This window comes from Streptomyces sp. NPDC033178, from assembly GCF_055577685.1.
This window is the reverse complement of the sequence record NZ_JBVIPT010000028.1, coordinates 32,380-56,319: the sequence shown is the minus strand read 5'-3', so window position 1 is coordinate 56,319 and position 23,940 is coordinate 32,380. Positions and strand designations below refer to the sequence as shown.

Here is a 23,940-nt window from a genome sequence, read left to right as displayed (position 1 = left end):
CGTGGCGGCCCAGGCAGGCAGAAAGCCCTGAAGACCCAGGGGCCGGACTCGGACTACAGCTTCGGCTGGGCGCTCGCCGCCAGTGATCCGCACAGCGACGTGGCGCTGCCCGTCGCGTACGGGTCGGTGCCGGCCGGGCCGCCCGCCCTGGCCGTCTCGCCCGCGAGCAGCGGGCGCAGATGGTTCGTCGCGTCCTCGGCGCAGGCCAGCGGCCCGGCCTGGACGTACGAGACGACCAGCTCGGTCTGGTGCATGCGCAGGTCGTCGCGGTCGAAGCGGAAGTGCAGCTCGCGCCGCACGGTGAACAGCGAGGCCTTGGCCTTCTCGTCCGAGCCGGTCGGCCGCAGGGCGTAGACGAAGGTGTGGTCGGCGCTGACCTCAAGGGTGTCGGAGTCGGTCTCGGCGGCCGACAGCGTGCCCTGCACCCGGATCTTGCTGTCGGCCAGCTCCGCCTGGTTGGGGTCGAAGCGGACCAGCCAGCCGGTGGGCGCGTGCCGCCCGTCCGCGGTCGGCCGCTCGAAGCTCTGGTCGAACTGGTCGAGCTGCTGCGGGTCGAGCCGTATCCGCACGGACCGGGTGGCGCCGCCGGTGAGGACGTCCGGGTCGAGCGAGGACTCGACGAGGTAGTCCTTCGCCGTGGTCAGGGCGGTGACGACCTGGCTGTCGGAGAAGTGGGCGGTGCGCCGGGAGGCGGGCAGCGTGATGCCCTCGGCGCCGATGCGGAACTGGTCGGCCGGGCTGTGCGCGTACAGCGAATCGATGTCGGTGGAGCCGGGCACGGCGCTCTGCGGCGCGAGCGGTATCACGGTCATCCGCAGCGGCTCGGGGTGCTTGGCGGCGGGCGTCTGGTACGGATGGCGTACGCCCATGTAGATCGCGGTGCCGAAGGCCACGGCGATCAGCAGGACGAGGATCAGCGCCTGCCGGGACAGGCCCCGGCGCATCGGCGGGCGGCGGCGGACGGCCGGGGTGTGGTCGCCGATCCGCTCCTGTGCGGAGAACTCCTGGAGGCGGGCAGCGCGGACGAACGACTCGTCGAAGACGACGGATCGATACTCTTCCTCGCCACCACCAGGAGCACCCTCGGGGGTCCCCTCAGGTGGGTCTCCAGGTCCGCCCATACATTCAGAGTAGGTCGCAGGGACCTCAGGTAAACGCCCTGGTACACGACAAGTTCTGACAGGACCTCACGGAAGCCCTACGGCGTGCGCGGCACCGCCGAGACGGCTGGCTGGGAATAGTCGGCCGAAGCCGAGGGACCCACTCCGCTTCCCTGTTCGAGGCCTGTGGAGGCGGGCGGCGGAACCTGGTCCCGACTGCCCGAGGAAGCTCCCCGGTAGACCGCCGTGAAAGCGAGCGCGACCATGCCGATCCCCATCACGAGGGCGAGCATCCAGGCGACGGGACGGTGCCAGCGGGCCTGCTTCCCGTACGTCCCCGGGTTGCCGTAGCCGCCGTGCAGGACGTCTCGGTCGTCGAGGTCGTCCACATCGGGGTCGTGGCCGAAATCACCACGGCCGTCGGGTCCGAATCCGTCGTCGTAGAGCTCGTCGTCGCCGCGTACCCCCCGGGGGTGAGTCCGGCGGGCTTCGGCCTCGGAGGCCTCGGCTCTCGCCTGGGCGGCGGCCAGGAGGCGCTCGACGGCGGTCGGTTCGTGAACCGTGGCCGCCCGTACAAAGGCCTCGTCGAAGACCACGGAGGCGAACTCTTCGTCCGCACCCCCGCGGTCGCGGTCGTCGTCGGGCTCCCAGCCGTCAGGGAACGGCGTGCCCCCCACGTCCTCCGGCACGGATCCAGAGTAGACCGGGGTGGTCAATTTGGGCAGACGGTAAGGAAATTCATCCGCCTGGCGAGACGCTTTCCGGGCGAGGCCCCCAAACACTCCGTGCGGGGTTTTCTCGGCGAGTTCCCCGAGCGCCCCTCGCCACGTCCCCGAGAGCCCCCGGACACGCCCCGGGAAGCCCCTTCAGCGGGTCCTCGGAGAGCCGAAGGCCCCGCCCGGCCGCGGAGAGCCGACGGCCCCCTCAGCGGCGGATGTGCCCGTCACCCGTAACGATGTACTTCGTGCTCGTCAGCTCCGGCAGCCCCATCGGCCCCCGCGCGTGCAGCTTCTGCGTGGAGATCCCGATCTCCGCGCCGAAGCCGAACTGACCGCCGTCGGTGAAGCGCGTGGACGCGTTCACGGCGACCGTCGTGGAATCGACCAGCTGGGTGAACCGGCGGGCGGCCTGCTGCGAGGTGGTGACGATCGCCTCCGTGTGCCCGGAGCTCCAGAGCCGGATGTGCGCCACGGCCCTGTCGAGCGAGTCGACGACGGCGGCGGCGATGTCGTACGACAGGTACTCGGTGTCCCAGTCCTCGGTCGTGGCCTCGACGACGGTGGCCCTGGAGTCCTTGGCGTACGCGAGGACGCGCTCGTCGGCATGCACGGTGACCCCGGCGTCCGCGAGGGCGTCGAGGGCACGGGGCAGGAACTCGGGCGCGATGTCCTGGTGGACGAGGAGCGTCTCGGCGGCGTTGCAGACGCTGGGCCGCTGCGCCTTGGAGTTGATCAGGATGTCGATCGCCATGTCGAGGTCGGCCTGCGCGTCGACGTAGACGTGGCAGTTGCCGGTGCCGGTCTCGATGACCGGGACGATGGACTCCTGGACGACCGTCTGGATCAGGGAGGCCCCGCCGCGCGGGATGAGCACGTCGACGAGACCGCGGGCGCGCATCAGCTCCCGTACGGACTCCCGGCCCTCGCCGGGCACGAGCTGTACGGCGTCGGCGGGCAGGCCCGAGCCGCCCACCGCGTCGCGCAGGACCCGTACGAGGGCGGTGTTGGACTCGTAGGCGGAGGACGAGCCGCGCAGCAGCACCGCGTTGCCGGACTTCAGGCAGAGGGCGGCCGCGTCGACCGTCACGTTCGGGCGGGCCTCGTAGATGATCCCGACCACGCCGAGCGGGACGCGGACCTGGCGCAGGTCGATGCCGTTGGGCAGGGTCGAGCCGCGGACGACCTCGCCCACCGGGTCGGGCAGCGCCACCACGTCGCGTACGTCCGAGGCGATCGCGCGGATCCGCTCGGGGGTGAGCGTCAGCCGGTCGATGACCGACTCGCTGGTGCCGGCCTCACGGGCGCGCTCGACGTCCTTGGCGTTGGCCTCGACGATCTCGCTCGTACGGACCTCCAGCGCGTCCGCGATCGCGAGCAACGCGTCGTCCTTCTCGGCCCGCGGGAGCGGGGCGAGGTCGGCGGCGGCGCCCTTGGCACGGTAGGCGGCCTGGGTGACCGGGGACATCGAGTCGTACGGCGAGAGCGTGGTCATATCCCGCAGGGTAGTGCGCCCGCGAGAGCTGTTCAGCCGTTGTCCCACACCGCGAGACAGGTCCTGAAATGCCCCTAGAAAGGGTGTACGCCCACAGGTGTCGCCGGCAGCGGTCCGTATCCCTCAGCGATGCGCTGGTGGTAGGTCTCGCGGTCGATGACCTCCAGGCCGACGATCTCCCAGGGCGGCAGTTTCGCGGTCTGGCGGTGCTCGCCCCACAGGCGCAGCGCGACAGCGGCGGCGTCGTGCAGGTCGCGGGCCTCTTCCCAGTAGCGGATCTCCGCGTGGTCGTTGGCATAGCGGCTGGTCAGCAGAAAGGGATGGTCGTGGGCGAGCTGCTCCAGACCGCGCCTGACCTCCTTCAGCGGGGCCTCGGCACCCGAGACGCTCAGCGTGACGTGCCACAGCCTCGGCAGGTCCTGCGGCTCCTCGACCTCGTAGGTGTCGCCGGCCGCGACGCTGGTGAGGGCCCGCTCCTCGCCGGCCACCCGGGAGCCGACACCACCGCGGGACGCCGCCGCCCCAGGGCGCACTCGTCTCACGACGGCCTCCTTTACGCAATGGGTCCGCTCGGACTGAGGGGGTCTCCCTGAAACAAAGTTGAGCAGGTGGGAAGCCTCCGTGTGACGGTTTTACGGAACGTCCACCGGCGGGGGCCTTCCTTTCGGCCGTTTACGGGTGGAGCAGCACCAGATCGTCCCTGTGTACGACTTCGCGTTCGTACGCCGGACCCAGCTCGCGGGCCAGCTCGTGCGTGGAGCGGCCGATCAGCTGCGGGATCTCCTTGGCGTCGAAGTTCACCAGTCCCCGGGCGACCGCCCGGCCCGCGCTGTCGCGCAGTTCGACGGGATCGCCCGCGGCGAAGTCGCCCTCGACGCCCGCGATGCCGGCCGGCAGCAGGGACGTACGCCGCTCGACGACCGCGCGCACGGCCCCGTCGTCGAGAGTGAGGGCGCCCTGCGGGGTTGACGCGTGCTGGAGCCACAGGAGCCGGTCGGCGGAGCGGCGGCCCGTGGAGTGGAAGTAGGTGCCGGTGTCCCGGCCCGCGAGGGCGTCCGCGGCGTGCACCGCGCTCGTCAGCACCACGGGGATCCCGGCCGCGGCCGCGATGCGGGCCGCCTCGACCTTGGTGACCATGCCGCCGGTGCCGACGCCCGCCTTGCCCGCGCTGCCGATGTCCACGTGCGCGAGGTCCGCCGGGGTGCGCACTTCCGCTATCCGTGACGTGCCGGGCTTGCCGGGGTCGCCGTCGTACACCCCGTCCACGTCGGAGAGGAGGACCAGCAGGTCGGCGCGGACGAGGTGGGCGACGAGGGCGGCGAGCCGGTCGTTGTCGCCGAAGCGGATCTCGTCCGTGGCCACGGTGTCGTTCTCGTTGACGACCGGCAGGGCGCCCATCGCGAGGAGCTTGTCGAGGGTGCGCGAGGCGTTGCGGTGGTGGGCGCGGCGGCTCATGTCGTCGGAGGTGAGCAGCACCTGGCCGACCCGGACGCCGTAGCGGGCGCAGGAAGCGGTGTAGCGGGCGACCAGGAGGCCCTGGCCGACGCTGGCGGCGGCCTGCTGGCGGGCGAGGTCCCTGGGGCGGCGGCGCAGGCCCAGCGGGGCCAGGCCCGCGGCGATGGCACCGGACGAGACGAGGACGATCTCCCTCTCACCGCCGCTGCGCGCCTTGGCGAGGACGTCCACGAGGGCGTCCACCCGGTCGGCGTCGAGGCCTCCGGACGCGGTGGTCAGGGACGAGGAGCCCACCTTGACGACGATCCTGCGGGCCTCCGCCACGCCCGCCCGTCTCCCGCCACCGCCCTCAACCGAGGCCCTTCGGGCCGCCCCTTCGTCCCGACTCGCCGCCTGCCCTGCCGCCTGCCTTGCCGCTGACACGCTGTACCCCAATGTTCCGACCAGCCCGGTCTGTGCAATCTACGTGACCGAGGGTGGCCGGCGCCGCCGCGTTTCGAGTGGCGGACGGCAGGAGGGCCGCGGAGGCCCGAGTGAGGAAGACGAGAGAACCAGCTCACAGGTTCCAGTCTTTTTAGCCCGAAATACGGTGAATGACCTCACGCAAGATTGCTAGCGGGCCCGCCGAAGTCATACGGTCAGGGATCGGCTTCCCGCTGGCACGAGGATCCGCGAGAAATCGCGGGGATTCGCGAGGCATGACGAGGCCGACCCCCATGTTTCCCCCCATCCGTCGCATCCCTCGCAGGAGCCCATTCCGTGCCCTCCGCCGGACTCGCCCCCCGCCGCATCGTGCAGCTGTCGGCGCTGCTCTCGATGTTCGCGCTCTTCACGGCGCAGATCGTCTCCGCTCTGCTGCCGAACGTCCCGGTGTTCATCGCCGCGAGCGCCGCCGGGCTCGCCCTCGACGTGTTCCTGCAGTACCGGGACCCCGGTCTGCTCTCGCTCCTGGGCAAGGTCCGCTTCGACGTCACGGTCCGGCAGTTGCTGCGCGACATGCTGATCCTGGTGGGGCTGCTGCGGATCGAGGGCATCAACCCGACGCGCGAGCAGGCACCGCTGCTGGTCGCGATGTGCGTGTTCTACGCCCTGCACTTCGCCTGCCAGGCCGCCGCGGTCGTGGTCCGCCGCACCCGTACGCTGCCGATCGTCACCCGCAACATCGACGCGTCCGCGCTGCGTCTGAGCGCCGCGCCGCCGCGCATCCTGGCCCGCCGCCCGGGTCACCGCCTGCTCACCTTCTCGATCCCGACCACGGCCGGCCTGATGGTCACCGCGGCCACCACGGACGCGTACTGGGGCGCCATCGGCGTCGGCGTCGCGCTCGTCCTGATCGGCGGCGGCACGGCCTACCTCGCCACCTGGCTGCTGCCGAAGAAGCGCGCCAAGAGCGAGCAGAAGGTGATGGAGTGGCTGGACGAGTGGCTGGCCGACTACCGGCCGACCGTCGCCATGTACTTCTCGGGCGGTACGACCTCCGCGTACCAGGCGAATATGTGGCTCTCCACGCTCTCCTCGGTCAACGCCAAGCCGCTGATCGTGCTGCGTGAGCGCTTCATGGTCCAGAAGATCGACGCCACGGACGTCCCGGTCATCTGCTTCCCCAAGGTCACGACGATGTTCTCGCTGGAGAACTCGACGCTGAAGATGATGCTGCACCCGGCCAACGCCGCGAAGACCTCGCAGGTCCTGCGCATCCCCACGATCAAGCACGCCTTCATCAACCACGGCGAGTCCGACAAGCTGTCCTCCTGCAACCCGTACGCGAAGGCGTACGACGAGGTGTGGGTGGCCGGTCCCGCGGCGCGCGAGCGGTACGCGCTGGCCGAGGTCGGCGTCGAGGACAAGGACATCGTGGAGGTCGGCCGCCCGCAGCTGGCGCCGATCCGCCCCTACTCCGGGGCGCCGACGGGCACGTACACGACCGTGCTGTACGCCCCCACCTGGGAGGGCTGGGACGGCAACCCCGGCAACACCTCGGTGGTGCTGGCCGGCGAGAACATCGTGAAGCGGCTGCTCGCCGACGAGGGCGTGCGGCTCCTCTACAAGCCGCACCCGATGACGGGTTCCGTCGACCCGCGGGCGGGCGCCGCGAACCAGCGCATCATGGCGATGATCCGCGAAGCCAACACCAAGCGGTCGGGCGCGCGTCCGGACGCCGGTGCCGCCGCCGAACTGACGCGCCGCACGGCCGAGTTGGACAAGCTCACGTCCACCGACTTCCGTGAGAGCGCGGACGAGATGGAGCGGATGCTGCTCCAGGGCGCGCCGCGGGGCGACCGCGAGGCCGCCATCGTCGAGGCCACGCTGGCCTGGGAGAAGGCCTACTGGGCGTCCTTCCCGGAGTGGGAGCACCAGATCATCACGGACGCGCGGCCGGCCATCTTCGCCTGCTTCAACCAGGCGGACCTGCTGATCAGCGATGTCTCCTCGGTCGTCTCCGACTGGCTGTCGAGCGAGAAGCCGTACGCGGTCGCCAACACCTCGGGGATGTCCGAGGCGGCGTTCCGTGCGGGCTTCCCGACCGTGTCCGCGGGCGCCATCCTGACGCCCAAGGCGGGAGGCGTGCCCGCGCTCCTGGAGTCGGTCCGCCACCCGGAGAAGGACCACTTCACGGCGGCCCGTGCCGAGCTCAAGGAGCACCTGCTCGGCCCGTCCGACCCGCCGTCGCTCGCCCGCTTCGACGCGGCGATCGACGACCTCTGCACCAAGGCCGACGAGCGGCGCGTCCGCATGGAGTCCCGCCTCGCCGCGGAGATCCCCTCCCCGCGCTCCGCGAAGGAGGACGCGGCCGAGGAGGCCGCGCAGGACCCGAACGAGGCGGACGACTCCGTCAACGCGTAGCCGCTGCCGCGGGGAGCACGTGGGAAGAGGGCCCGGAGTTTCTCCGGGCCCTCTTCCTGTTTTGCTTGCGTACGTTTTCGGGTGCGGGTGAGTGGGGGCTTGGCTGCGCGGTTCCCCGCGCCCCTTAAAAGATAGAAGCCTGGGGCGAGGGAACCTCGCGAACGGCCCCCACCGGCCAGCAGTGTGCATACGGACCGTGGGGCCTGGGGACCGAGCCCCCGGTTGCGGTCCGGTCTAGAACGGGTCGAAGTCGTCGAACTCCTGGTCCGCCTCGTCGCGCTCCGCCTGCTTCTCGCGTCGCCGCGTGACGGCGGGCCGAGGCGCCTCGAACCGGTGGTCCTCGCCACGGCGACCGAGCATCTCGGCCCCCGCCATGACCGTCGGCTCCCAGTCGAAGACGACCGCGTTCTCCTCGGGGCCGATGGCGACCCCGTCGCCGTGCCGGGCCCCCGCCTTCATCAGCGAGTCCTCCACACCGAGGCGGTTGAGCCGGTCGGCGAGGTAGCCGACGGCCTCGTCGTTGCTGAAGTCGGTCTGACGGACCCAGCGCTCGGGCTTCTCGCCGCGTACGCGGAAGAGTCCGTCCTCCTCCTTGACCACCGTGAAGCCGGCGTCGTCGACCGCTTTCGGGCGGATGACGATACGGGTGGCCTCCTCCTCGGGCTTCGCCGCACGGGCCTGTGAGACCAGGCCGGCGAGGGCGAAGGAGAGCTCCTTGAGGCCCGTGTGGGCCACCGCCGAGACCTCGAAGACCTGGTAGCCGCGCGCCTCCAGCTCCGGGCGGACCATCTCGGCCAGGTCCTTGCCGTCCGGTACGTCGATCTTGTTGAGGACGACCAGCCGGGGCCGGTTGCCGAGGCCGCCGTACTGCTTCAGCTCCTCCTCGATGATGTCGAGGTCGGAGACCGGGTCGCGGTCGGACTCCAGGGTCGCCGTGTCGAGGACGTGGACGAGCACCTCGCAGCGCTCCACATGGCGCAGGAACTCCAGGCCGAGGCCCTTGCCCTGGCTCGCCCCGGGGATCAGTCCCGGCACGTCCGCGATCGTGTAGACGGTCGAACCCGCCGTCACCACACCGAGGTTGGGGACGAGGGTCGTGAACGGGTAGTCCGCGATCTTCGGCTTGGCGGCCGACAGGACCGAGATCAGCGAGGACTTGCCCGCGCTCGGGTAGCCGACGAGCGCGACGTCCGCGACCGTCTTCAGCTCAAGGACGATGTCCTGGAGGTCACCGGGCACGCCGAGCAGCGCGAAGCCGGGCGCCTTGCGGCGCGCCGAGGCCAGCGCCGCGTTGCCGAGGCCGCCCCGGCCGCCCTGTGCGGCGACGAAGGTCGTGCCCTGGCCGACCAGGTCCGCGAGTACGTTCCCCGCCTTGTCCTGGATCACCGTGCCGTCCGGCACCGGCAGGACCAGGTCCTGGCCGTCCTTGCCGGATCGGTTGCCGCCCTCGCCGGGCTTGCCGTTGGTGGCCTTGCGGTGCGGGGAGTGGTGGTAGTCGAGGAGCGTGGTGACGGACTGGTCGACGACCAGGATCACGTCACCGCCACGGCCGCCGTTGCCGCCGTCCGGGCCGCCGAGCGGCTTGAACTTCTCACGGTGGACGGAGGCACAGCCGTGACCTCCGCTACCCGCGGCGACATGCAGCTCGACGCGGTCCACGAAGGTGGTCATGGGATGTGCCTCCAGTTACGTACGGAAATCTCTCATCGATGATCACCCGGCGGTCTTCGCCGCTCAGTGATCACTACTCAGTTAAAACACGCGAAAGGCGGACCCGCTTCCCGTACGGGAAGTGAGGTCCGCCTCGCGAAAGATCCGGTCAGGCGACCGGAACGATGTTCACGACCTTGCGGCCACGGTGGGTACCGAACTCCACCGCACCGGCGGCGAGGGCGAACAGCGTGTCGTCCTTGCCGCGGCCGACGCTGGCGCCGGGGTGGAAGTGGGTGCCGCGCTGGCGGACCAGGATCTCACCGGCGTTGACGACCTGACCGCCGAAGCGCTTCACGCCGAGCCGCTGAGCATTGGAGTCGCGACCGTTCCGGGTGGACGATGCGCCCTTCTTGTGTGCCATCTCTCCTCAGTCCCTTACTTCGCAGCCGCGGGGATCTCAGTGACCTTGATCGCCGTGTACTGCTGGCGGTGGCCCTGACGACGGCGGTAGCCGGTCTTGTTCTTGTAGCGAAGGATGTCGATCTTCACACCCTTGTGGTGATCCACGATCTCGGCCTGGACCTTGATGCCGGCAAGGACCCACGGGTCACTCGTCACGGCGTCGCCGTCGACAACGAGCAGGGTCGAGAGCTCGACCGTGTCGCCAACCTTGGCAGTGGAAATCTTGTCAACCTCAACGATGTCGCCGACAGCAACCTTGTGCTGGCGACCACCGCTGCGCACGATGGCGTACACGCGGATCTCTCTCTCGCTCGAAATCGGAATCCCCGCAGTCCAGCCGCCGAGGAAAGCAGGCGGCCTCTCCCGGGGCGCGAACCACCGGGAGGAAGAGGTTTACGGGAATGCGGTGCGTCAGTAAACACACCGAGGGTCAAGGTTACGGGGCCCCGACCTGGGGGTCAAACCGGGTCGGGGGCGGCTCCTCACCAGGACCTGACCAGGACCTACGTGGTCGGCTTCTCACCGTCGTCGGGCAGCGGCTTCACGCCCTTGCACAGGTCCGTGGTGTCCGCGGTGCCCGGATAGGCCGCCTTGGTCACCCGGTCGAAGTGGACCTTGTACATGTCGTGCACGGCGTCGTCGTCGACCTTCACGATCGACTCGTCGTTCTCGCGCAGCGCCGGGCCCGTGTAGTTGCCGGAGCCGGTGAAACTGACCTTGTTCTTCACGCCGTCGTACATGCCGTCGATGAGGATGTACTTGGAGTGGATGATGTACGGCGTCGACAGCTTCTGGCCGGGGTTCAGCGGGTCCCGGTCGTCGTTGTAGCAGCGCACGGTCGGGCCGCCGGTGGTGTGCAGCTTCTCCCACGTGCCCGCGGTGCCACCGCTGCTCTTGGCGCTGTCCGACTCCGCGTAGACGATGCTCACGGAGCAGCCCGCCTTCTTCAGTGAGACCAGCTTCTCCGCGATGGCCAGCCGTGTGATCTTGAAGATCGCCACCCGGACCTTGGTCGACTGCGTGACGCCCGCGGTGTCCTTGTACTTGCAGGTCACGTTGTTGAGGATCGAGTACACCGTGTCGGTGGCCCGGGTGTTGCCGGCCCGCGGGAAGAAGTACGCCTTGTAGAGGCCGTTGCTCACCGTGCGGTAGTTCCAGGACTCCCAGTCCTGCGCGACCATCGTGTCGAAGTAGTCCGCGTAGGCGTCGTACATCGTCGGGTTGTTCGGCAGCAGCAACGCGTCGTTGAAGAACTTGGTGTGCGCCGACGGCGTGGAGTTCGAGGTGGTCTCGACGACCACGTTCGTGGCGCCCTTGACCGCCGAGAACAGCCAGAACTTGTTGTGCATGATCGACTGCCCGAACTTCGGGTCGCCGAGGCACGACTTGTTCTCCGGGCAGGTCGCGACGTACGAACCCTGCGTACGGTCCGTGCCGAGCCCCGAGGCCAGCGTGCCGTACGCGGTGTTGGTGGGGCGGTCGCTGATGCTGGACTCGTCGAGCAGCACCTGGACGTCGACGCCACGGTTCTTGGCCGCCACGAGCGCGTTGACGACCGAGGCCTCCCAGACGTGGTAGACCGCGACCTTGATCGTGGAGCCGGGCAGCGCGGCGTTCGTCAGCTCGATGAGCCTCGTACGGATCGCGGTCTGCTCGTCGGCCGTACCGAGCGGGTCGTTGAAGATCGGCCCCTCGGTCCACGCCGGGTTGTCCACGGCCTGTGCGGTACCCGCCGACATGACGGCCTGTCCACCCGCCGCGGACAGCACCGTGGCCAGCGCGACAGCCTGCCGCCCACCCTTGACCGGCTTTACGGCACGGTGTCGCCCAGTGCCCTTCAGGCGCACGCGCGCCATTCCAATCCCCTCCCCTGACACGTGTGAGCGTCTCCCCAACGCACACCCGTGTGTTCACGCCTATGACTGCATGAGTTTTACAGGTAGATGATCGCCTTCCAAGAGGCGGGGGGTGATTGTGATGACCGTGATGCTTCTGAAAACATGTCAGGAGCCCCCAAACCGGGCGGAAGTCACGGCGGTTCGGTTCCCCTGACGGAGCGTCGTCCGAGCAGCCGAACGCCCCCTGGCCTGCGGTCGGACCGCGGGCCAGGGGGCGTCTTCGGTTACGCGGGTGCTCAGCCCTCGTCGGTGGAGGCCGTGACGGTGGACGGAGTCTGCTGCTCCGCCGCCGCGGTCTTCTTCGACGTCGACTTCGTGGCCGTCTTGGCGGTCTTCGCCGTCTTCTTGGCCACGGTCTTCTTGGCGGCCGTCTTCTTGGCCGTCGTCGTCTTCTTCGCGGCGGCCTTCTTCGCGGGCGCCTTCTTGGCCGTCTTGCGGGCCGTCTTCTTGGCCGGGGCCTCTCCGTCGCCGGACGCCTCCGCGGGGGCCTCGGCGGCCTCCGTCCGGGCTTCCGCGGGAGCCTCCGCCGAGGCCGAGGGGACGACCATGACGGCCGTCTCCGCGGGCGCGGTGGGAGCGGTGGCCTTGCGGACCGCACGGCGGCGCGCCCGCGGCGGGGCGGCGCTGTCCGTGGCGGGCTCCGGCTGCGGCTCGGCGACCGGCTCGGCCTTGGGCTCGACGGGTGCGGCGACCGGCTCGGTGACGGTCACCACGGCCTCCTCCGCGGCCTTGGGCGAACCGGCGGGCGCGGTGGCCTTGCGGGTCGCCCGACGGCGCGTACGCCCCTTGGGCGCGGCGTCCTCGACGGCGGGGGCCGCGGCCGCCGGGGCCTCGACCACCGGGTCCTCGGCGGCGGCGGGCTCGGCCTGCGCGGTGGCGGCCTGCTCCGGCTGCACGGGACGCTCGACCTCGTCCTGCGACGTCACGGACTGGGCCGTCGGAGCCTCCGAGCGGCGCTCGGAGCGACGGCTCTCGGACCTCGGCGCGCCGGCCGGGGCCGACGCACGCCTGCCGGCACGGCGCCGCGAACGGCCCCGCGTGGCCGCGGCCTCCGCCTCGGCGGCGCTGCTGTAGAGGTCCTCGTCCGGTACGAACTCGGGCTCGGGCAGCGCGACCGGCTCGGCGGCCTCCGCGGCGACCTCGGCCGCCGTCTCGTCGGGCTCGGCCGTCTCCGCCTCGTGCGTGTGCTCGTGGTCGTGGTCGTGGGTCTGCTCGGCACCGCCACGGCCGCGCTTCTTGCGCTTGCCGCCGCCTCCGGCGGAGGTCGGCTGCTCCATGTGCACGATCACGCCACGGCCGTTGCAGTGGACGCAGGTCTCGGAGAACGACTCCAACAGGCCCTGGCCGACCCGCTTACGGGTCATCTGGACGAGGCCCAGCGAGGTCACCTCGGCGACCTGGTGCTTCGTACGGTCGCGTCCCAGGCACTCCAGGAGGCGGCGCAGCACCAGGTCGCGGTTGGACTCCAGGACCATGTCGATGAAGTCGATGACGACGATGCCGCCGAGGTCGCGCAGCCGCAGCTGGCGCACGATCTCCTCGGCCGCCTCCAGGTTGTTCCTGGTGACCGTCTCTTCGAGGTTGCCGCCCTGACCGGTGAACTTGCCGGTGTTGACGTCGATGACGATCATCGCTTCGGTCTTGTCGATGACCAGCGAACCACCGCTCGGCAGCCAGACCTTGCGGTCCAGCGCCTTGGCGAGCTGCTCGTCGATCCGGTACGTCGCGAAGACGTCGACCTCGGAGGTCCACCTCGACAGGCGGTCGGCCAGGTCGGGCGCGACATGGGCGACGTACCCGTGGATGGTCTCCCACGCCTCGTCGCCGCTCACGATGACCTTGGTGAAGTCCTCGTTGAAGATGTCGCGGACGACGCGGACGGTCATGTCCGGCTCGCCGTAGAGAAGCGTCGGTGCGTTGCCGCCCTTCGCCTTCTTCTGGATGTCCTCCCACTGCGCCTGGAGCCGCTCGACGTCACGGCGCAGCTCGTCCTCGCTCGCGCCCTCGGCGGCGGTGCGCACGATGACGCCCGCGTCCTCGGGGACGATCTTCTTGAGGATGGTCTTCAGACGCGCGCGCTCGGTGTCGGGCAGCTTGCGGCTGATGCCGGTCATCGAGCCCTCGGGCACGTAGACCAGGTAGCGGCCGGGGAGGGACACCTGGCTGGTGAGGCGGGCGCCCTTGTGGCCGATCGGGTCCTTGGTGACCTGCACGAGGACCGACTGGCCGGACTTGAGGGCACTCTCGATGCGGCGGGGGCCGTTGGCCATGCCCAGCGCCTCGAAGTTGACCTCACCGGCGTACAGCACGGCGTTGCGGCCCTTGCCGATGTCGATGAAGGCGGCCTCCATCGACGGCAGCACGTTCTGGACCTTGCCCAGGTAGACGTTGCCGACGTACGAGGTGGCCTGCTCCTTGTTGACGTAGTGCTCGACGAGCACGTTGTCTTCCAGGACGCCGATCTGGGTGCGCTCGCCGCTCTGGCGGACGACCATCACACGCTCGACGGCCTCACGACGGGCCAGGAACTCGGCCTCGGTGATGATCGGAACGCGGCGGCGGCCCTGCTCGCGCCCCTCGCGGCGGCGCTGCTTCTTGGCCTCCAGACGGGTCGAGCCCTTGATGGACTGCACCTCGTCCGAGGCGTCGGCCCGCTCTTGGTTCTTGCTGCGCGGCTCACGGACCTTGACGACCGTGCGCTCGGGGTCGTTGTCGCTCGTCTCGGCCTCGCCGGACGAGTCACCGGCGCGACGACGACGGCGCCGACGGCGACGGCTGCTGCTGGAGCCGCCCGCCTCCTCGCGCTCGTCCTCGGCGTCCTCTTCCGTCTGCTCGGCGGTGTCCTCGGCATCCTGGGCAGCCTGCTCGGACCGCTCGGCGGCGTAGTCGTCACCGTCTCCCGACTCGCCGTCCGCCTCGGCGGACTCGCCCCGGCGGCGGCGACGGCCGCCACGACGGCGCCGACGGCGTGAACCGGTCTCCTCGCCGTCGTCACCCTCGGCGGAGTCGTCGGCGGTGTCCTCCGCGGACTCCTCGTCGACGGGCTCCTCCTCGGGCTCGGGGGCCTCCGCCACGGGGGCGGCGGGCTCCTCGGCCTTCCTGCTGCGGCGGCGCCTGCGCGATCCGCCGGTCTCCTCCTCGGCGACGGGGGCGGCCTCCTGGACCGGCTCCACGATGTCCTCGGGGGCCCCGGGCTCCTCGGCGGCCTCGGCAGCCGCGGCGGCCGCGGCGCGCTCCGGCGTCTGGAACATCGGCTCGGTGAAGACAGGCGCCTGGAACACGGCGACCGAGGGACGCGCGGGGCGCCGCGAGGATTCCTTCTCGGTCTCCGCGCTCTTGTCCGGCGCGGGCGCGGCGAAGCCTCCGGCGGCCTTGCGCGTGGCACGGCGGCGGGCGCGGCGCGGGGCGCCGTCCTCGGTGTCGGTGGTGGTGTCGGCCTCGGGGGCCCGGTCGTTCTTGGCAGCGGCCACGGGGGCCTCCCTGCGCTCGTCGCGGACATCGGCCTCGACGGGCTCGGTCGCGGTGGGGGTCTCGGCGCGCTCCGCCTCGGGCGGGGTGGCGCGGCGGGCGGGCTCGGCGGCGGCCTCGGCGGGCGCCGTCGCGGGCACCTCGGCCTCGGCCTGCGGCGCACCGGTGGGCGCGGTGGCCCGACGGGTGGCCCTGCGGCGGGTACGGCCCTTGGGGGCGGCGTCCTCGGCCTCGACGGCCGGCGCCTCTTCGGCCTCGGCGGCGGCCGGGGCGGTGGTCGTGGCCACGGCGGCCTCGTCGGCCCCGGTGGTCACTACGGCCTCGGCGGCCTCGGTCTCCGTGGGCGCACCGGCGGGTGCGGTGGCACGGCGCGTGGCCCGACGGCGGGTACGCGGCGCCGGAGCGGCCTCCTCGGCCACGGGCTCGGCGGCGGGCGTCTCGGGCTCGGCCTGTACGGCAGGAGCGGCGGCGACGGCCTCTTCGGTCACGGCGGTCGCGGCGGGCCCTGCGCTCTCAGCCGCCTCGGCGGCCTGCGGCGCACCGGCGGGAGCGGACGCACGACGAGTGGCCCGACGGCGCGTACGCGGCGCCGGGGCAGCCTCCTCGGCTGCGGGCTCCGCCTGTACGGCAGGTTCGGCGGCGGCCTCGGCCGCCGGCTCGTCGGTGACAGACGTCTCAGTGACCGCCTTCTCTGGGGCCACCGCTTCAGCGGCCGCAGCCGCCTCTTCGGTCTCCTCCGGCTCCTCCGTCGCAAGATCGGTGGAGCTCACGGCCGGTATGGCCGGCGCGGTGGTCTCGGCCACACTCTCGCCCTCGGTGTTCCCGGCGGGCGGTCCCGCGGGGCGGGACGCGGCGCGACGACGCCTGCGCGGCGGCAGGGTGTCGCTGGGGGTGCTGTTCTCGGAGCCGTTGGAGGGCTCAGCGGGTTCGGTCGGTTCGAGCATGCGGGTGGATCTCCCGTCAGGCTCCCGGGCGCCGCGGATCCGGTGACGTCCGCGGCTCGCGCGATGCGCGGTGCCGCCGTCCGGGGCGCGGGCGCCGCACGGGAGCTCTCTGTGTCCTGTCTCGCCGGTTCCGTACGCCATGTGTGCGTACGGCCTGGCGAAAGTCTTCTGGTCGGTGCGCTGCCCGACCCAGGTGGCTCCCGGATACGAGGGCGGCGCTTCGACGTACGTCCTTACGCGGGACCTTCCTTACGCCGGTGCCTTCGCGGCGGCAGCGGTCGCGGCCGTGGGTGAGGCGGCAGCCACTGCCTCGCGGTCGGGCGCGAGCGGGTCGGTCACCGTGCCGGTCTCTTCATCGAAAAGCCCCTGCGCCAGCCTGATCACCCCTGCGGGGACCGGCGGCGCCAGGTCGGCCACAGCTCGGAGACCGGACAGGACGTCGTCAGGTCGAACGGCAGGCGTCACGTGCCGAACAACCAGCCGCAGTATCGCACAGGCCTGGTCGGTCGGCCTATCAGGCTGTGGACTGTGCGTCTCAGGCTGTGACGTTTGTGTCTCGGGTTGTGCTGTGCGCGCCTCCAGGCTCACGACTGCGCCGCGGGCGTCGAAGGTGCGCATGCCGTTCTTCATCTTGCGCTGGACCTCGACGGTCCCGGCCGACGTGAAAGCGTCGACCGCGCGCTCCGCGTCCTCGGGGGTCACGCCGTCGAGGCGCAGCTCCCATACAGACGCGGTGAGCCGGTCGGCGAGACCCGACGTACGGGCCTCCACGGCGTCGATGATGTCGAGCCCGACAGGCATCGACTCGTCGAGGAGAAGGCGCAGCTTCTCGGGGTCACGCGCGTCGGTGAGCGCGATCTCCAGGTACTCGGCCTCACTGCCCGTGCCGGTGGGTGCGGCATTGGCGTACGACACCTTCGGGTGTGGGGTGAACCCCGCCGAGTACGCCATGGGCACCTCGGCGCGGCGCAGCGCACGCTCGAAGGCACGCTGGAAGTCGCGGTGGCTGGTGAACCGGAGGCGGCCGCGCTTGGTGTAGCGCAGTCGAATGCGCTGCACCGCGGGTGCGGGCGGCGGGCCTTCGGGCTGTCGCTTGCCCAGTGTCGTTCAGTCCTTCGTGAGAGCGGTCGTACTGCTACCTAGAGTACGTGCCTCGGCGCCCACAGGTTCCCCTCGGGAGCGGTCCGGCCCGGACTACAGGCCTCCACCGGGCTTGGCCAGGCACACCGGCTCGGGCTCGTTCCGGGGCTTGGCCAGGGCGACCGGCTCGGGTTCGCGCGGCGCTCCGAACACCATGCGCCGGATGTCGGCCCGGGTCTGCCGTGCCGTCTCACGGGCGCCCGCCAGGGCCTGCCGGGTGGTACGGCCCACACTCCGGGCGGCCTCCGCCGCGGGCCGCCAGACGGCGTCCCGTACGAGGTGTCCGACGGGGGTGAGCACGCTCCTGTACACCCATCGCACCGGCTCCACGAAGATCCACCGGAAGAGTCGCCCGAGGAAGCGTCCGACGGCGAGCGAGATGTACCCGGCGACGCGCCACGCGTGTCCCAGGGCTTCGCCGACCTCCCGCGCCACGACGGCGAGGCCCCGCCCGACGGGTGCGAGCACCCAGCGCCACAGGGCGACCGCGGGCACGACGAAGATCCACCGCAGAAGCGTCCCGACGACCATGGCGATCCAGGTCGCCCCCGCCCAGATCCCACGCCCCAGCCATGTCATGGCGGCCCACAGACCTCCGCCGATCCATGTGATGCCGGCCCACAGGCCACGGGAGACCCATACGACGCCGACCCACACGCCACTCGCGACCCATACGACGCCGCTCCAGAGGCCCCGGGCAGCCCATGTCACGCCCGCCCACACACCGCGGCCGACCCATGTGATGGCGCCCCACAGCCCCAGCGCGGCCCAGGCGAAACCCCGCCCGGTCGGTGCGAGCAGCGCCCGGTACAGCCAGACGGCGGGAGCGACGACCGACACCCGCCACAGCCAGGCGCACCCGGCCCCGATCCCCCGCAGCGCCCACACCACTCCGTGTCCGAAGGGCGTCAGCACGCGCTCGTACAGCCAGACGGCGGGGACGACGAGCAGCACGTTCCCGAGCCAGGCCAGGGCGCGGCCCAGCGGCACGGCCACGTACCGCCAGAGCCCCACCCACGGCCAGACGAACAGCAGCTTGCCCAGCCACGCCAGGGCGTTCCCGAGGCCGGTCAGCAGCCACGCGACGACGGTCGCGATCCCCTCGACCACCCACGCGACGGCCCGCCCCACGGGCGCGAGCACCCACATGAACGCTCGCCCCAGGGGCCGGAACAGCGTGTCCTTGAGGAAACGCCCGCCGACGACCAACGCGTCCCACACCATCCGTACCGGCACGACCAGCACCAGCACCACGATCCGCACCGGAATACGGATCGCGACGGCGAGGCAGCCCTCGGGAGCGGCGTCCTCCCGCCGCGCGGGCACACCATGCGCACCGGACGCCATGGGCGACTCGGGCGTCACGGGCTGCGTGGGCGTCCCACGCGGCACAGGCGACTCACGCGGCGCGGGCGGCGACGACTTCTCCAGGTCCATATCAACGAGGACGCATCAATGGCCCGTACGGATCCAGAACCGCAGCTTTCCGCCCCGTTCGTCCTCGAACTCTCCACCATTGGCCTCGATCACCTTGCGGGAGCCGATGTTGGTGGTGTCACAGGTGACGAGGACCCGGTCAAGCCCGAGGTCACGCGCGTGCGGCAGGACGTCCCGGAGCATGGCCGTGGCGTACCCCTGTCTGCGCGCCGTCGGCCGTACGCCGTAGCCGATGTGACCGCCGAAGTCCCGCAGATGCGGGGTCAGCCGGTGCCGTATCTGGATCCGGCCCAGGTAGTCGGCCCCGTCCACATACCAGAACCAGCTGCCCGGCACGAAGCCCTCGGGCCGCCGCCCCTCCTCCAGCTCCTCCTCACGGACCGCCGCGACATAGCGCGCGAAGCCGTCCGGCTCCTGCCAGTTGTCGCCGTACACGGCGAGCTCCCGCTTGAGGGTGTCGCCGAAGTACTCCCCCTCGGCCACGTCTTCGCGCACGGCGTCGAGGAAGGAGACCCGGAACCGGGGGTCGGGGCTGATGAGCTGCGGCATCGCCTCATTGTGGCGGGCCCGGGCGAGACGCGGCCACGGCTTTTCCACCGTGGACCGGCCGTGTACCGGAGCGTTCGCCCGGCGCGTTCGCCCGGCGCGGCAAGGACGCTAGTCCACGTCGATCCCGTACTCCCGGATCAGTTCCTCCAGGCCGCCCCGGTACCCCTTGCCGCCGAGCACGAAGTCCCAGTCGCCGCCCGCCCGACGGCGGAAGGAGCCCAGGACCAACGCTGTCTCGTCGGCCCGGCCGTCGGACACCTCAAGGCGGCCCAGCTCGGTTCCCGAGGCGTCCGACAGCCGGATGCCCGCCTCGGTGAAGCCGGAGAGATCCGCCTCGGGGTTGATCTCGGGGTCGACGGCGGCGACGAGGACGAGCCGGTCGGCCAGCTCGGGCAACGCGTCGAAGGACACCCGGATCGCCGCCTTGTCCGGTGCGGCGGCGGCGAGCGCGCGGACCGTACCGTCCGGTGTCCGGGGGTTGTTGAAAAAGACGAAGTGCTCGTCGCTCAGCACCCGGTTGCCGTGGCAGACGAGCGCGCAGACGTCCAGAGCGACCTGGCCGGTCCAGAACATGCCGAGCCTGTTGTGCTCGTCCGTCCCGTCGTCGGCGCCCGGTGTACGTCCCTCCGGTGTGCGCTGGGCGGGAATCGGACTGCCGGAGTTCCCGAGGCGCCCGCGCAGCCCGTGCCGGTGCAGGAGGTCGACGAGTTCGTTGCCCGCGACCAGTTCCAGGGGCTTGCCGTTGGCGAAGGTGTGCGAGCCGGGGCCGAAGCCGGAGGTGGTGACGAGGACGCCCTTGTTGGCGCCTGCGTCCTGGACCGTGCCGAACAGGTCGCGGACGGCGGTCGGCGGGACGGTGTTGCGATAGCGCTTCACCTGCACGACGATCTTGCCGCCCCGGATCGGCGTCGGGTCCAGCGCGTCGACGTCCACACCGCCGTCGTTCGACCGCTGGGTCGTCACGGCCTGCATGCCCATGGCCCGGAACAGCTCCGCGACCAGCGCCTCGAAGGCGACCGGGTCCATCTCGTACAGATCCGGCTCCTCGTCGCCCCCGTGGGTGACGACGCCGTTGCCGACGTCCTCGGGCCGTCGGCCGGGCCGTACGACCGCACGCTGGTCGGGCCGTGCCGACAGCTGCCCCCGTAAGCCGTCCACCAGGCAGTCGACGGCGCTGACCTGCTCCAGACGGAGCCCCGTGAAGACGGAACGGGACGCCATGACCGTGGCCAGGAAGATCCGCGCCTGCCTGCCCGTCGCCGGGTCGTGGTCGTCGACGAACCCGTTGAGCGCCACCGACTCCAGCGCCCCGAACTCGTCCGCCGCGAAGAGATCGTGCAGGACGAGGAGCACGCACTGCGCGAGCACGTCCCGGTACAGCGCGCGGCGCTGGGTCGCCGGACGAGGGGCCTCCTTGTCCTGGTCGGCTCCGGGCATGTACCGCACGAGCTTCACCTCGGGTACGACGTCGTACCCGGGCAGCTCCCAGTTGAGCACCAGCTGTCGCGCGGGCGAGTCGTACGCGGCCGTCACCTGGCGCGGCAGGTCCTCGGGCCACGCGGAGGAGGCGTAGAGGGCCGCGGAGAAGTACTCCACCACGGCCTCGGGGTCACCGTCGCGGAGCCCGGCGGCCATCTCGGCGACACCGGCGTTGTGTTGACGGATCTCACGCAACCGGTCGTCGGCCCACTGCTCGTACTGCCGCTGGTAGGCGGCCAGTTGCTGCAGACGCTGCCCCTCCGCGGCCTGCGCGGCCTGCCAGTCTCGCTCGAACCGGGCGCGCGCCTCGCCCTGCGCCTGGGCCCGCCGGCCCGCACCGAGCCCCCAACCGCCCTGCGCCTGGTACTGATTCGGATCGGGCATCGGCCTCGGATACGCCAGCGGCCCGGGCGCGAAGGGCTCCACCTGCTCGGCACGGGCGAGTTGGGCGGTCCCGAAAGTCGGCGCCCGGCACCCCGCGGCCAGCAACCCCTGCAGGGACTCGACCCGCGCGTCCAACTCCTCGGTACGCCGCCTCGCGTCGGCCTCCCGCTGCTGCCGGTACGCGGCCTGATGCTCACGCCGACTGCGCGCCAACTCCCTCTGCTGGTAACGCTGTTGCCTGTCGAACTCCCGCTGCTGCCGCGCCTGCTCCTCCACCTGACGCTGCTGCTGCCGCTGGACCTCGGCCCAGATCCCGACCAACCCATTGGAGCGACGACTCATGCTCTACAGGCCCTCCCCCACAACTCCGAGGCCCTGCCACCGGGCCCCGAACCCACAACTGACCGTAACCAGACGACTCTAGTGTGCGATCGACCGCATCTCCCCCCACTTCGCGGAGGCGCACGGAGTGCATGCGGGGCGGCTCAGCCCGCGATCCGGTTCACCTTCGTCACCTTGCACGTCACTTTCTGCGCGACCTAGTCCTTGCCGGCAGCCGTGGTCGTCACCTTCTGACCGGACGCGACCGTCAGGGACAGGGCCGCCCCCTCGGACACACGCGTTCCGTCCGGAGCCCTGAACTCGACGGTCACGCCGTACGTCGAGGTCTTCGAGCTGTGGTTGTGGATCTCAAGTCCGGCCGAGGGCAGCCGTGTTGCCGCATCGACGGTGCAGGACGTGACCCGCACATCGGCCGACGGCGGATTCTCGGGGTTATCGATGGAACCCGCCAGTGCGATCACCAGCACAACCACGACGACAACGACGACGACCACCGCGGCCAGAACCCCGACACAACCCCACAGACACGAACGGCTCCGCGGCTGCTTCCCCGGAGGCCCGGCCGGCGTCGCCCACTGTCCGGCAGCAGGAGGGGCGGGGCCGTCGCCGGAGCCACCCCACCGAGGACCGCTCGCCCGTGGTCCGCCCTCAGGCGGCTCACTCGCCGGCATGTCTGCCTCCTCCGTAGCGGATATCGCCACGCTAGGAAGCCGAAAGACACCGCGCGAACCAAGAGCGGCCACCCAGGCGACGCCGACCGCCCCGCCAGGCCCACGTCACTCACACATCAGTGAGCGTGCCCGCTCGTCGCAGGATCCTTCTCCCTCTACATGAAGGAACTGGAGCCTGGGGGGCGGTACACGAGGACCCGGTTCGCGAAGGAACAGGCAGAGGCAACGCTCGACAAGCTCGTCGGGGAGTTGGAAACCATCGACCCCGAGACGGCGCAGGATCGATGGGTCAACGTCCACGGCGGGACGACCTTCCGCGAGCGCTGGCAGGAGGGCGGCATGGAAGCCATGGCCGCAGACCTGTACCGAGTCGGCATCCGGTGCGAGGTCACCCGCACGAAGGTGCCGAAGGTACGGGCCCCGAAGGTGCACCTGCGCCTACTGATCCCCAAGGACGTACGCGAGCGGCTTGTGATCCGGGAAGACGACTTCACGGAGCCCTCTGACAGGTTCAGCCCACAGACGAACACAGCCGCCTTCCCTATCAGGAGGGAAGGCGGCTGAGCATCTCACTCGACCACGACACGGCGTCGAACGGTTCTTCTGTGCCGTCCTCATCAACAATTACGATCTCGCTTTCGATCAGGCCCGCAGTATCGTCGTCCCTCGTCTCACGTTCGGGCAGAGGAGTTATCGGCTCCACCCCCCTCACCCCTTGCGTCCGCTCCGAGCCGCCGGGACTCCGCCAGGTCATCGGCGACTCCGGCCGCGATGAGAGCAGCGCCGGGGGTGTGGCCAGAGCCGACGTAGCGCCAGTGCGCGTCGGTTTCCGTGCCGGGCGCGGCTCCTGCCCCACGTGGTCCGCTCGGTCGGCGCGCAGAGCCGCGTACGTGGTCGAGTAGGCGCGGGACTTGGTCAGGATGTGGCCGCGATAGCCGAGCGCGTGGGCCCAGCTCCGCAGACGTAGGGGCGCGTACTCGGGTAGGCAGCCGAGGCGCCAGCACGTAGATATGAGCGCCCGGACATGGCCGGACACACGAGCCGCCTCAACGTCGTCCCAGGTAGTGAGCCGGTAGTCGGTGCCGGCGCCTGTCTCGCTCGCTCCCTTGGTGACGTCGTGGACGGCGCCGCATCCTCGGGGACGACCGTGCTCGCAGTGGTCAGCGACACGGCGCGGTCGGCACAGCTCCCCGGCACGGTGCACGGGCCCAAAGGATGGAGCAGTCAGAGTGACGAAGAGCCGAGGTCGATGGCGGACGGTGGCGGGAACGTTCTTGCCGCCGAGGAGGCCCGCTCGAACGAGCTGGAAGGTGTCGCCCGCGTGGAGGCGGGAGCACGGGACGCAGACTGTCGCGCGTCTGTTGCGGCAGCGGACGGAGAGCCGTTCACCGGGTTCATCACGAGTGTCGTACTGGTGCAGGATCTGGCCGGTAGCCGCGTCCAGGGTGGTCGTCGAGCCGGACAGGTGCACAGGGTGAGCGCACCCACCCGTAGCCGTGATCTGTTCCAGCCAGCGCGCGAACTTGGGATCTTGGGCGATGCGTATCGCGTCACGGTCTACTTCGGGGAGAGTCCACTGGCACGCCCCGCACGGGCGAGTGGCCCATGCAGTACATCGGTTCGCGCGTGGTCTCCGCCACTGGTCGCGGCGAGGGTGTTCCCGGTGCGCCGGAGATCGTGGCGTCGGTAGGACGTGCAGGTTGAGGACGCCCGCATTGCGTTGCCCGGAACGGCCCGCTTGAGCCGGTCGGCGTGGCCTTGATGCGGCCGGTGACCCGACTTCCCGAGAACAAGCCGATGGCTCGGAATCAAGCACCGACACGACCGACAAGGTGAATAACGCACCTCCTCTACCTCCGTCGGCCCACTACCGGTATGTGACTTATATGGATATTGCTAATTT

General features: G+C 70.8%; 17 protein-coding genes and 1 pseudogene. 2 read left to right on the top strand and 16 right to left on the bottom strand.

Features of this window, described 5'->3' with window-relative positions; translation table 11 throughout:
• Positions 1 to 53: 53 nt before the first annotated feature.
• The 5 genes from ACZ5VQ_RS44710 to proB form a co-directional block, all read right to left on the bottom strand.
• Positions 54 to 1,121, bottom strand: a complete 1,068-nt coding sequence (locus ACZ5VQ_RS44710; protein WP_200398200.1) for an SCO2583 family membrane protein — start codon at positions 1,119 to 1,121, stop codon at positions 54 to 56.
• A gap of 77 nt (positions 1,122 to 1,198) precedes the next feature.
• The gene (locus ACZ5VQ_RS44705; protein WP_469110018.1) at positions 1,199 to 1,789 is read right to left on the bottom strand and encodes an SCO2584 family spore wall biosynthesis protein; all 591 of its coding nucleotides are present in this window, start codon (positions 1,787 to 1,789) and stop codon (positions 1,199 to 1,201) included.
• Between the two features lie 235 nt (positions 1,790 to 2,024).
• Positions 2,025 to 3,311 carry a glutamate-5-semialdehyde dehydrogenase gene (locus tag ACZ5VQ_RS44700; protein WP_362083401.1) on the bottom strand — a complete coding sequence of 429 codons (1,287 nt, stop codon included), beginning with the start codon at positions 3,309 to 3,311 and terminating at the stop codon, positions 2,025 to 2,027.
• A 74-nt stretch (positions 3,312 to 3,385) separates the two neighbouring features.
• Positions 3,386 to 3,844 (bottom strand): hypothetical protein, encoded by a 459-nt coding sequence (locus ACZ5VQ_RS44695; RefSeq protein WP_055610583.1) that lies wholly within the window; start codon positions 3,842 to 3,844, stop codon positions 3,386 to 3,388.
• Positions 3,845 to 3,983: 139 nt separating this feature from the next.
• Complete coding sequence (proB, locus tag ACZ5VQ_RS44690; protein ID WP_469110017.1) at positions 3,984 to 5,090, bottom strand: glutamate 5-kinase; 1,107 nt, start codon at positions 5,088 to 5,090, stop codon at positions 3,984 to 3,986.
• 435 nt (positions 5,091 to 5,525) lie between these two features.
• Between proB and ACZ5VQ_RS44685 the strand changes: the two genes are divergently transcribed.
• Positions 5,526 to 7,610, top strand: a complete 2,085-nt coding sequence (locus tag ACZ5VQ_RS44685) for a hypothetical protein (protein ID WP_469110016.1) — start codon at positions 5,526 to 5,528, stop codon at positions 7,608 to 7,610.
• A gap of 234 nt (positions 7,611 to 7,844) precedes the next feature.
• Here the strand turns inward: ACZ5VQ_RS44685 and obgE are convergent, their stop codons facing one another.
• The 10 genes from obgE to ACZ5VQ_RS44635 all read right to left on the bottom strand — a co-directional run bounded on the left by obgE (position 7,845) and on the right by ACZ5VQ_RS44635 (position 21,860).
• Positions 7,845 to 9,281, bottom strand: a complete 1,437-nt coding sequence (gene obgE / locus ACZ5VQ_RS44680) for a GTPase ObgE (protein WP_362083407.1) — start codon at positions 9,279 to 9,281, stop codon at positions 7,845 to 7,847.
• Between the two features lie 148 nt (positions 9,282 to 9,429).
• Positions 9,430 to 9,684, bottom strand: coding sequence for a 50S ribosomal protein L27 (rpmA, locus tag ACZ5VQ_RS44675; RefSeq protein WP_006374707.1), 255 nt, complete (start codon positions 9,682 to 9,684; stop codon positions 9,430 to 9,432).
• 14 nt (positions 9,685 to 9,698) lie between these two features.
• Positions 9,699 to 10,019, bottom strand: coding sequence for a 50S ribosomal protein L21 (gene rplU, locus ACZ5VQ_RS44670; protein ID WP_006374708.1), 321 nt, complete (start codon positions 10,017 to 10,019; stop codon positions 9,699 to 9,701).
• Between the two features lie 209 nt (positions 10,020 to 10,228).
• Positions 10,229 to 11,581 (bottom strand): phospholipase D-like domain-containing protein, encoded by a 1,353-nt coding sequence (locus ACZ5VQ_RS44665; RefSeq protein WP_362083410.1) that lies wholly within the window; start codon positions 11,579 to 11,581, stop codon positions 10,229 to 10,231.
• Positions 11,582 to 11,859: 278 nt separating this feature from the next.
• The gene (locus ACZ5VQ_RS44660; RefSeq protein WP_469110015.1) at positions 11,860 to 16,035 is read right to left on the bottom strand and encodes an Rne/Rng family ribonuclease; all 4,176 of its coding nucleotides are present in this window, start codon (positions 16,033 to 16,035) and stop codon (positions 11,860 to 11,862) included.
• Between the two features lie 249 nt (positions 16,036 to 16,284).
• Positions 16,285 to 17,094 carry a TIGR03936 family radical SAM-associated protein gene (locus ACZ5VQ_RS44655; protein ID WP_469110014.1) on the bottom strand — a complete coding sequence of 270 codons (810 nt, stop codon included), beginning with the start codon at positions 17,092 to 17,094 and terminating at the stop codon, positions 16,285 to 16,287.
• 135 nt (positions 17,095 to 17,229) lie between these two features.
• Positions 17,230 to 18,522 (bottom strand): hypothetical protein, encoded by a 1,293-nt coding sequence (locus ACZ5VQ_RS44650; RefSeq protein WP_469110046.1) that lies wholly within the window; start codon positions 18,520 to 18,522, stop codon positions 17,230 to 17,232.
• 105 nt (positions 18,523 to 18,627) lie between these two features.
• Positions 18,628 to 19,161 (bottom strand): GNAT family N-acetyltransferase, encoded by a 534-nt coding sequence (locus ACZ5VQ_RS44645; protein WP_469110013.1) that lies wholly within the window; start codon positions 19,159 to 19,161, stop codon positions 18,628 to 18,630.
• Between the two features lie 108 nt (positions 19,162 to 19,269).
• Positions 19,270 to 21,366, bottom strand: coding sequence for a restriction endonuclease (locus tag ACZ5VQ_RS44640; protein ID WP_469110012.1), 2,097 nt, complete (start codon positions 21,364 to 21,366; stop codon positions 19,270 to 19,272).
• 197 nt (positions 21,367 to 21,563) lie between these two features.
• On the bottom strand, positions 21,564 to 21,860 hold the full coding sequence (locus ACZ5VQ_RS44635; RefSeq protein ID WP_469110011.1) for a hypothetical protein: 297 nt from the start codon (positions 21,858 to 21,860) through the stop codon (positions 21,564 to 21,566).
• A gap of 321 nt (positions 21,861 to 22,181) precedes the next feature.
• On the opposite strand from ACZ5VQ_RS44635, the pseudogene ACZ5VQ_RS44630 reads away from it, so the two are divergent.
• A pseudogene (locus tag ACZ5VQ_RS44630) lies at positions 22,182 to 22,601 on the top strand (hypothetical protein); the annotation flags it as partial.
• On the opposite strand, the gene ACZ5VQ_RS44625 reads toward ACZ5VQ_RS44630, so the two are convergent.
• Positions 22,582 to 23,508: a replication initiator gene (locus ACZ5VQ_RS44625; RefSeq protein WP_469110010.1), complete on the bottom strand. Its 927-nt coding sequence runs from the start codon at positions 23,506 to 23,508 to the stop codon at positions 22,582 to 22,584. The pseudogene ACZ5VQ_RS44630 and the gene ACZ5VQ_RS44625 sit on opposite strands and share 20 nt — an antisense overlap.
• Positions 23,509 to 23,940 lie beyond the last annotated feature (432 nt).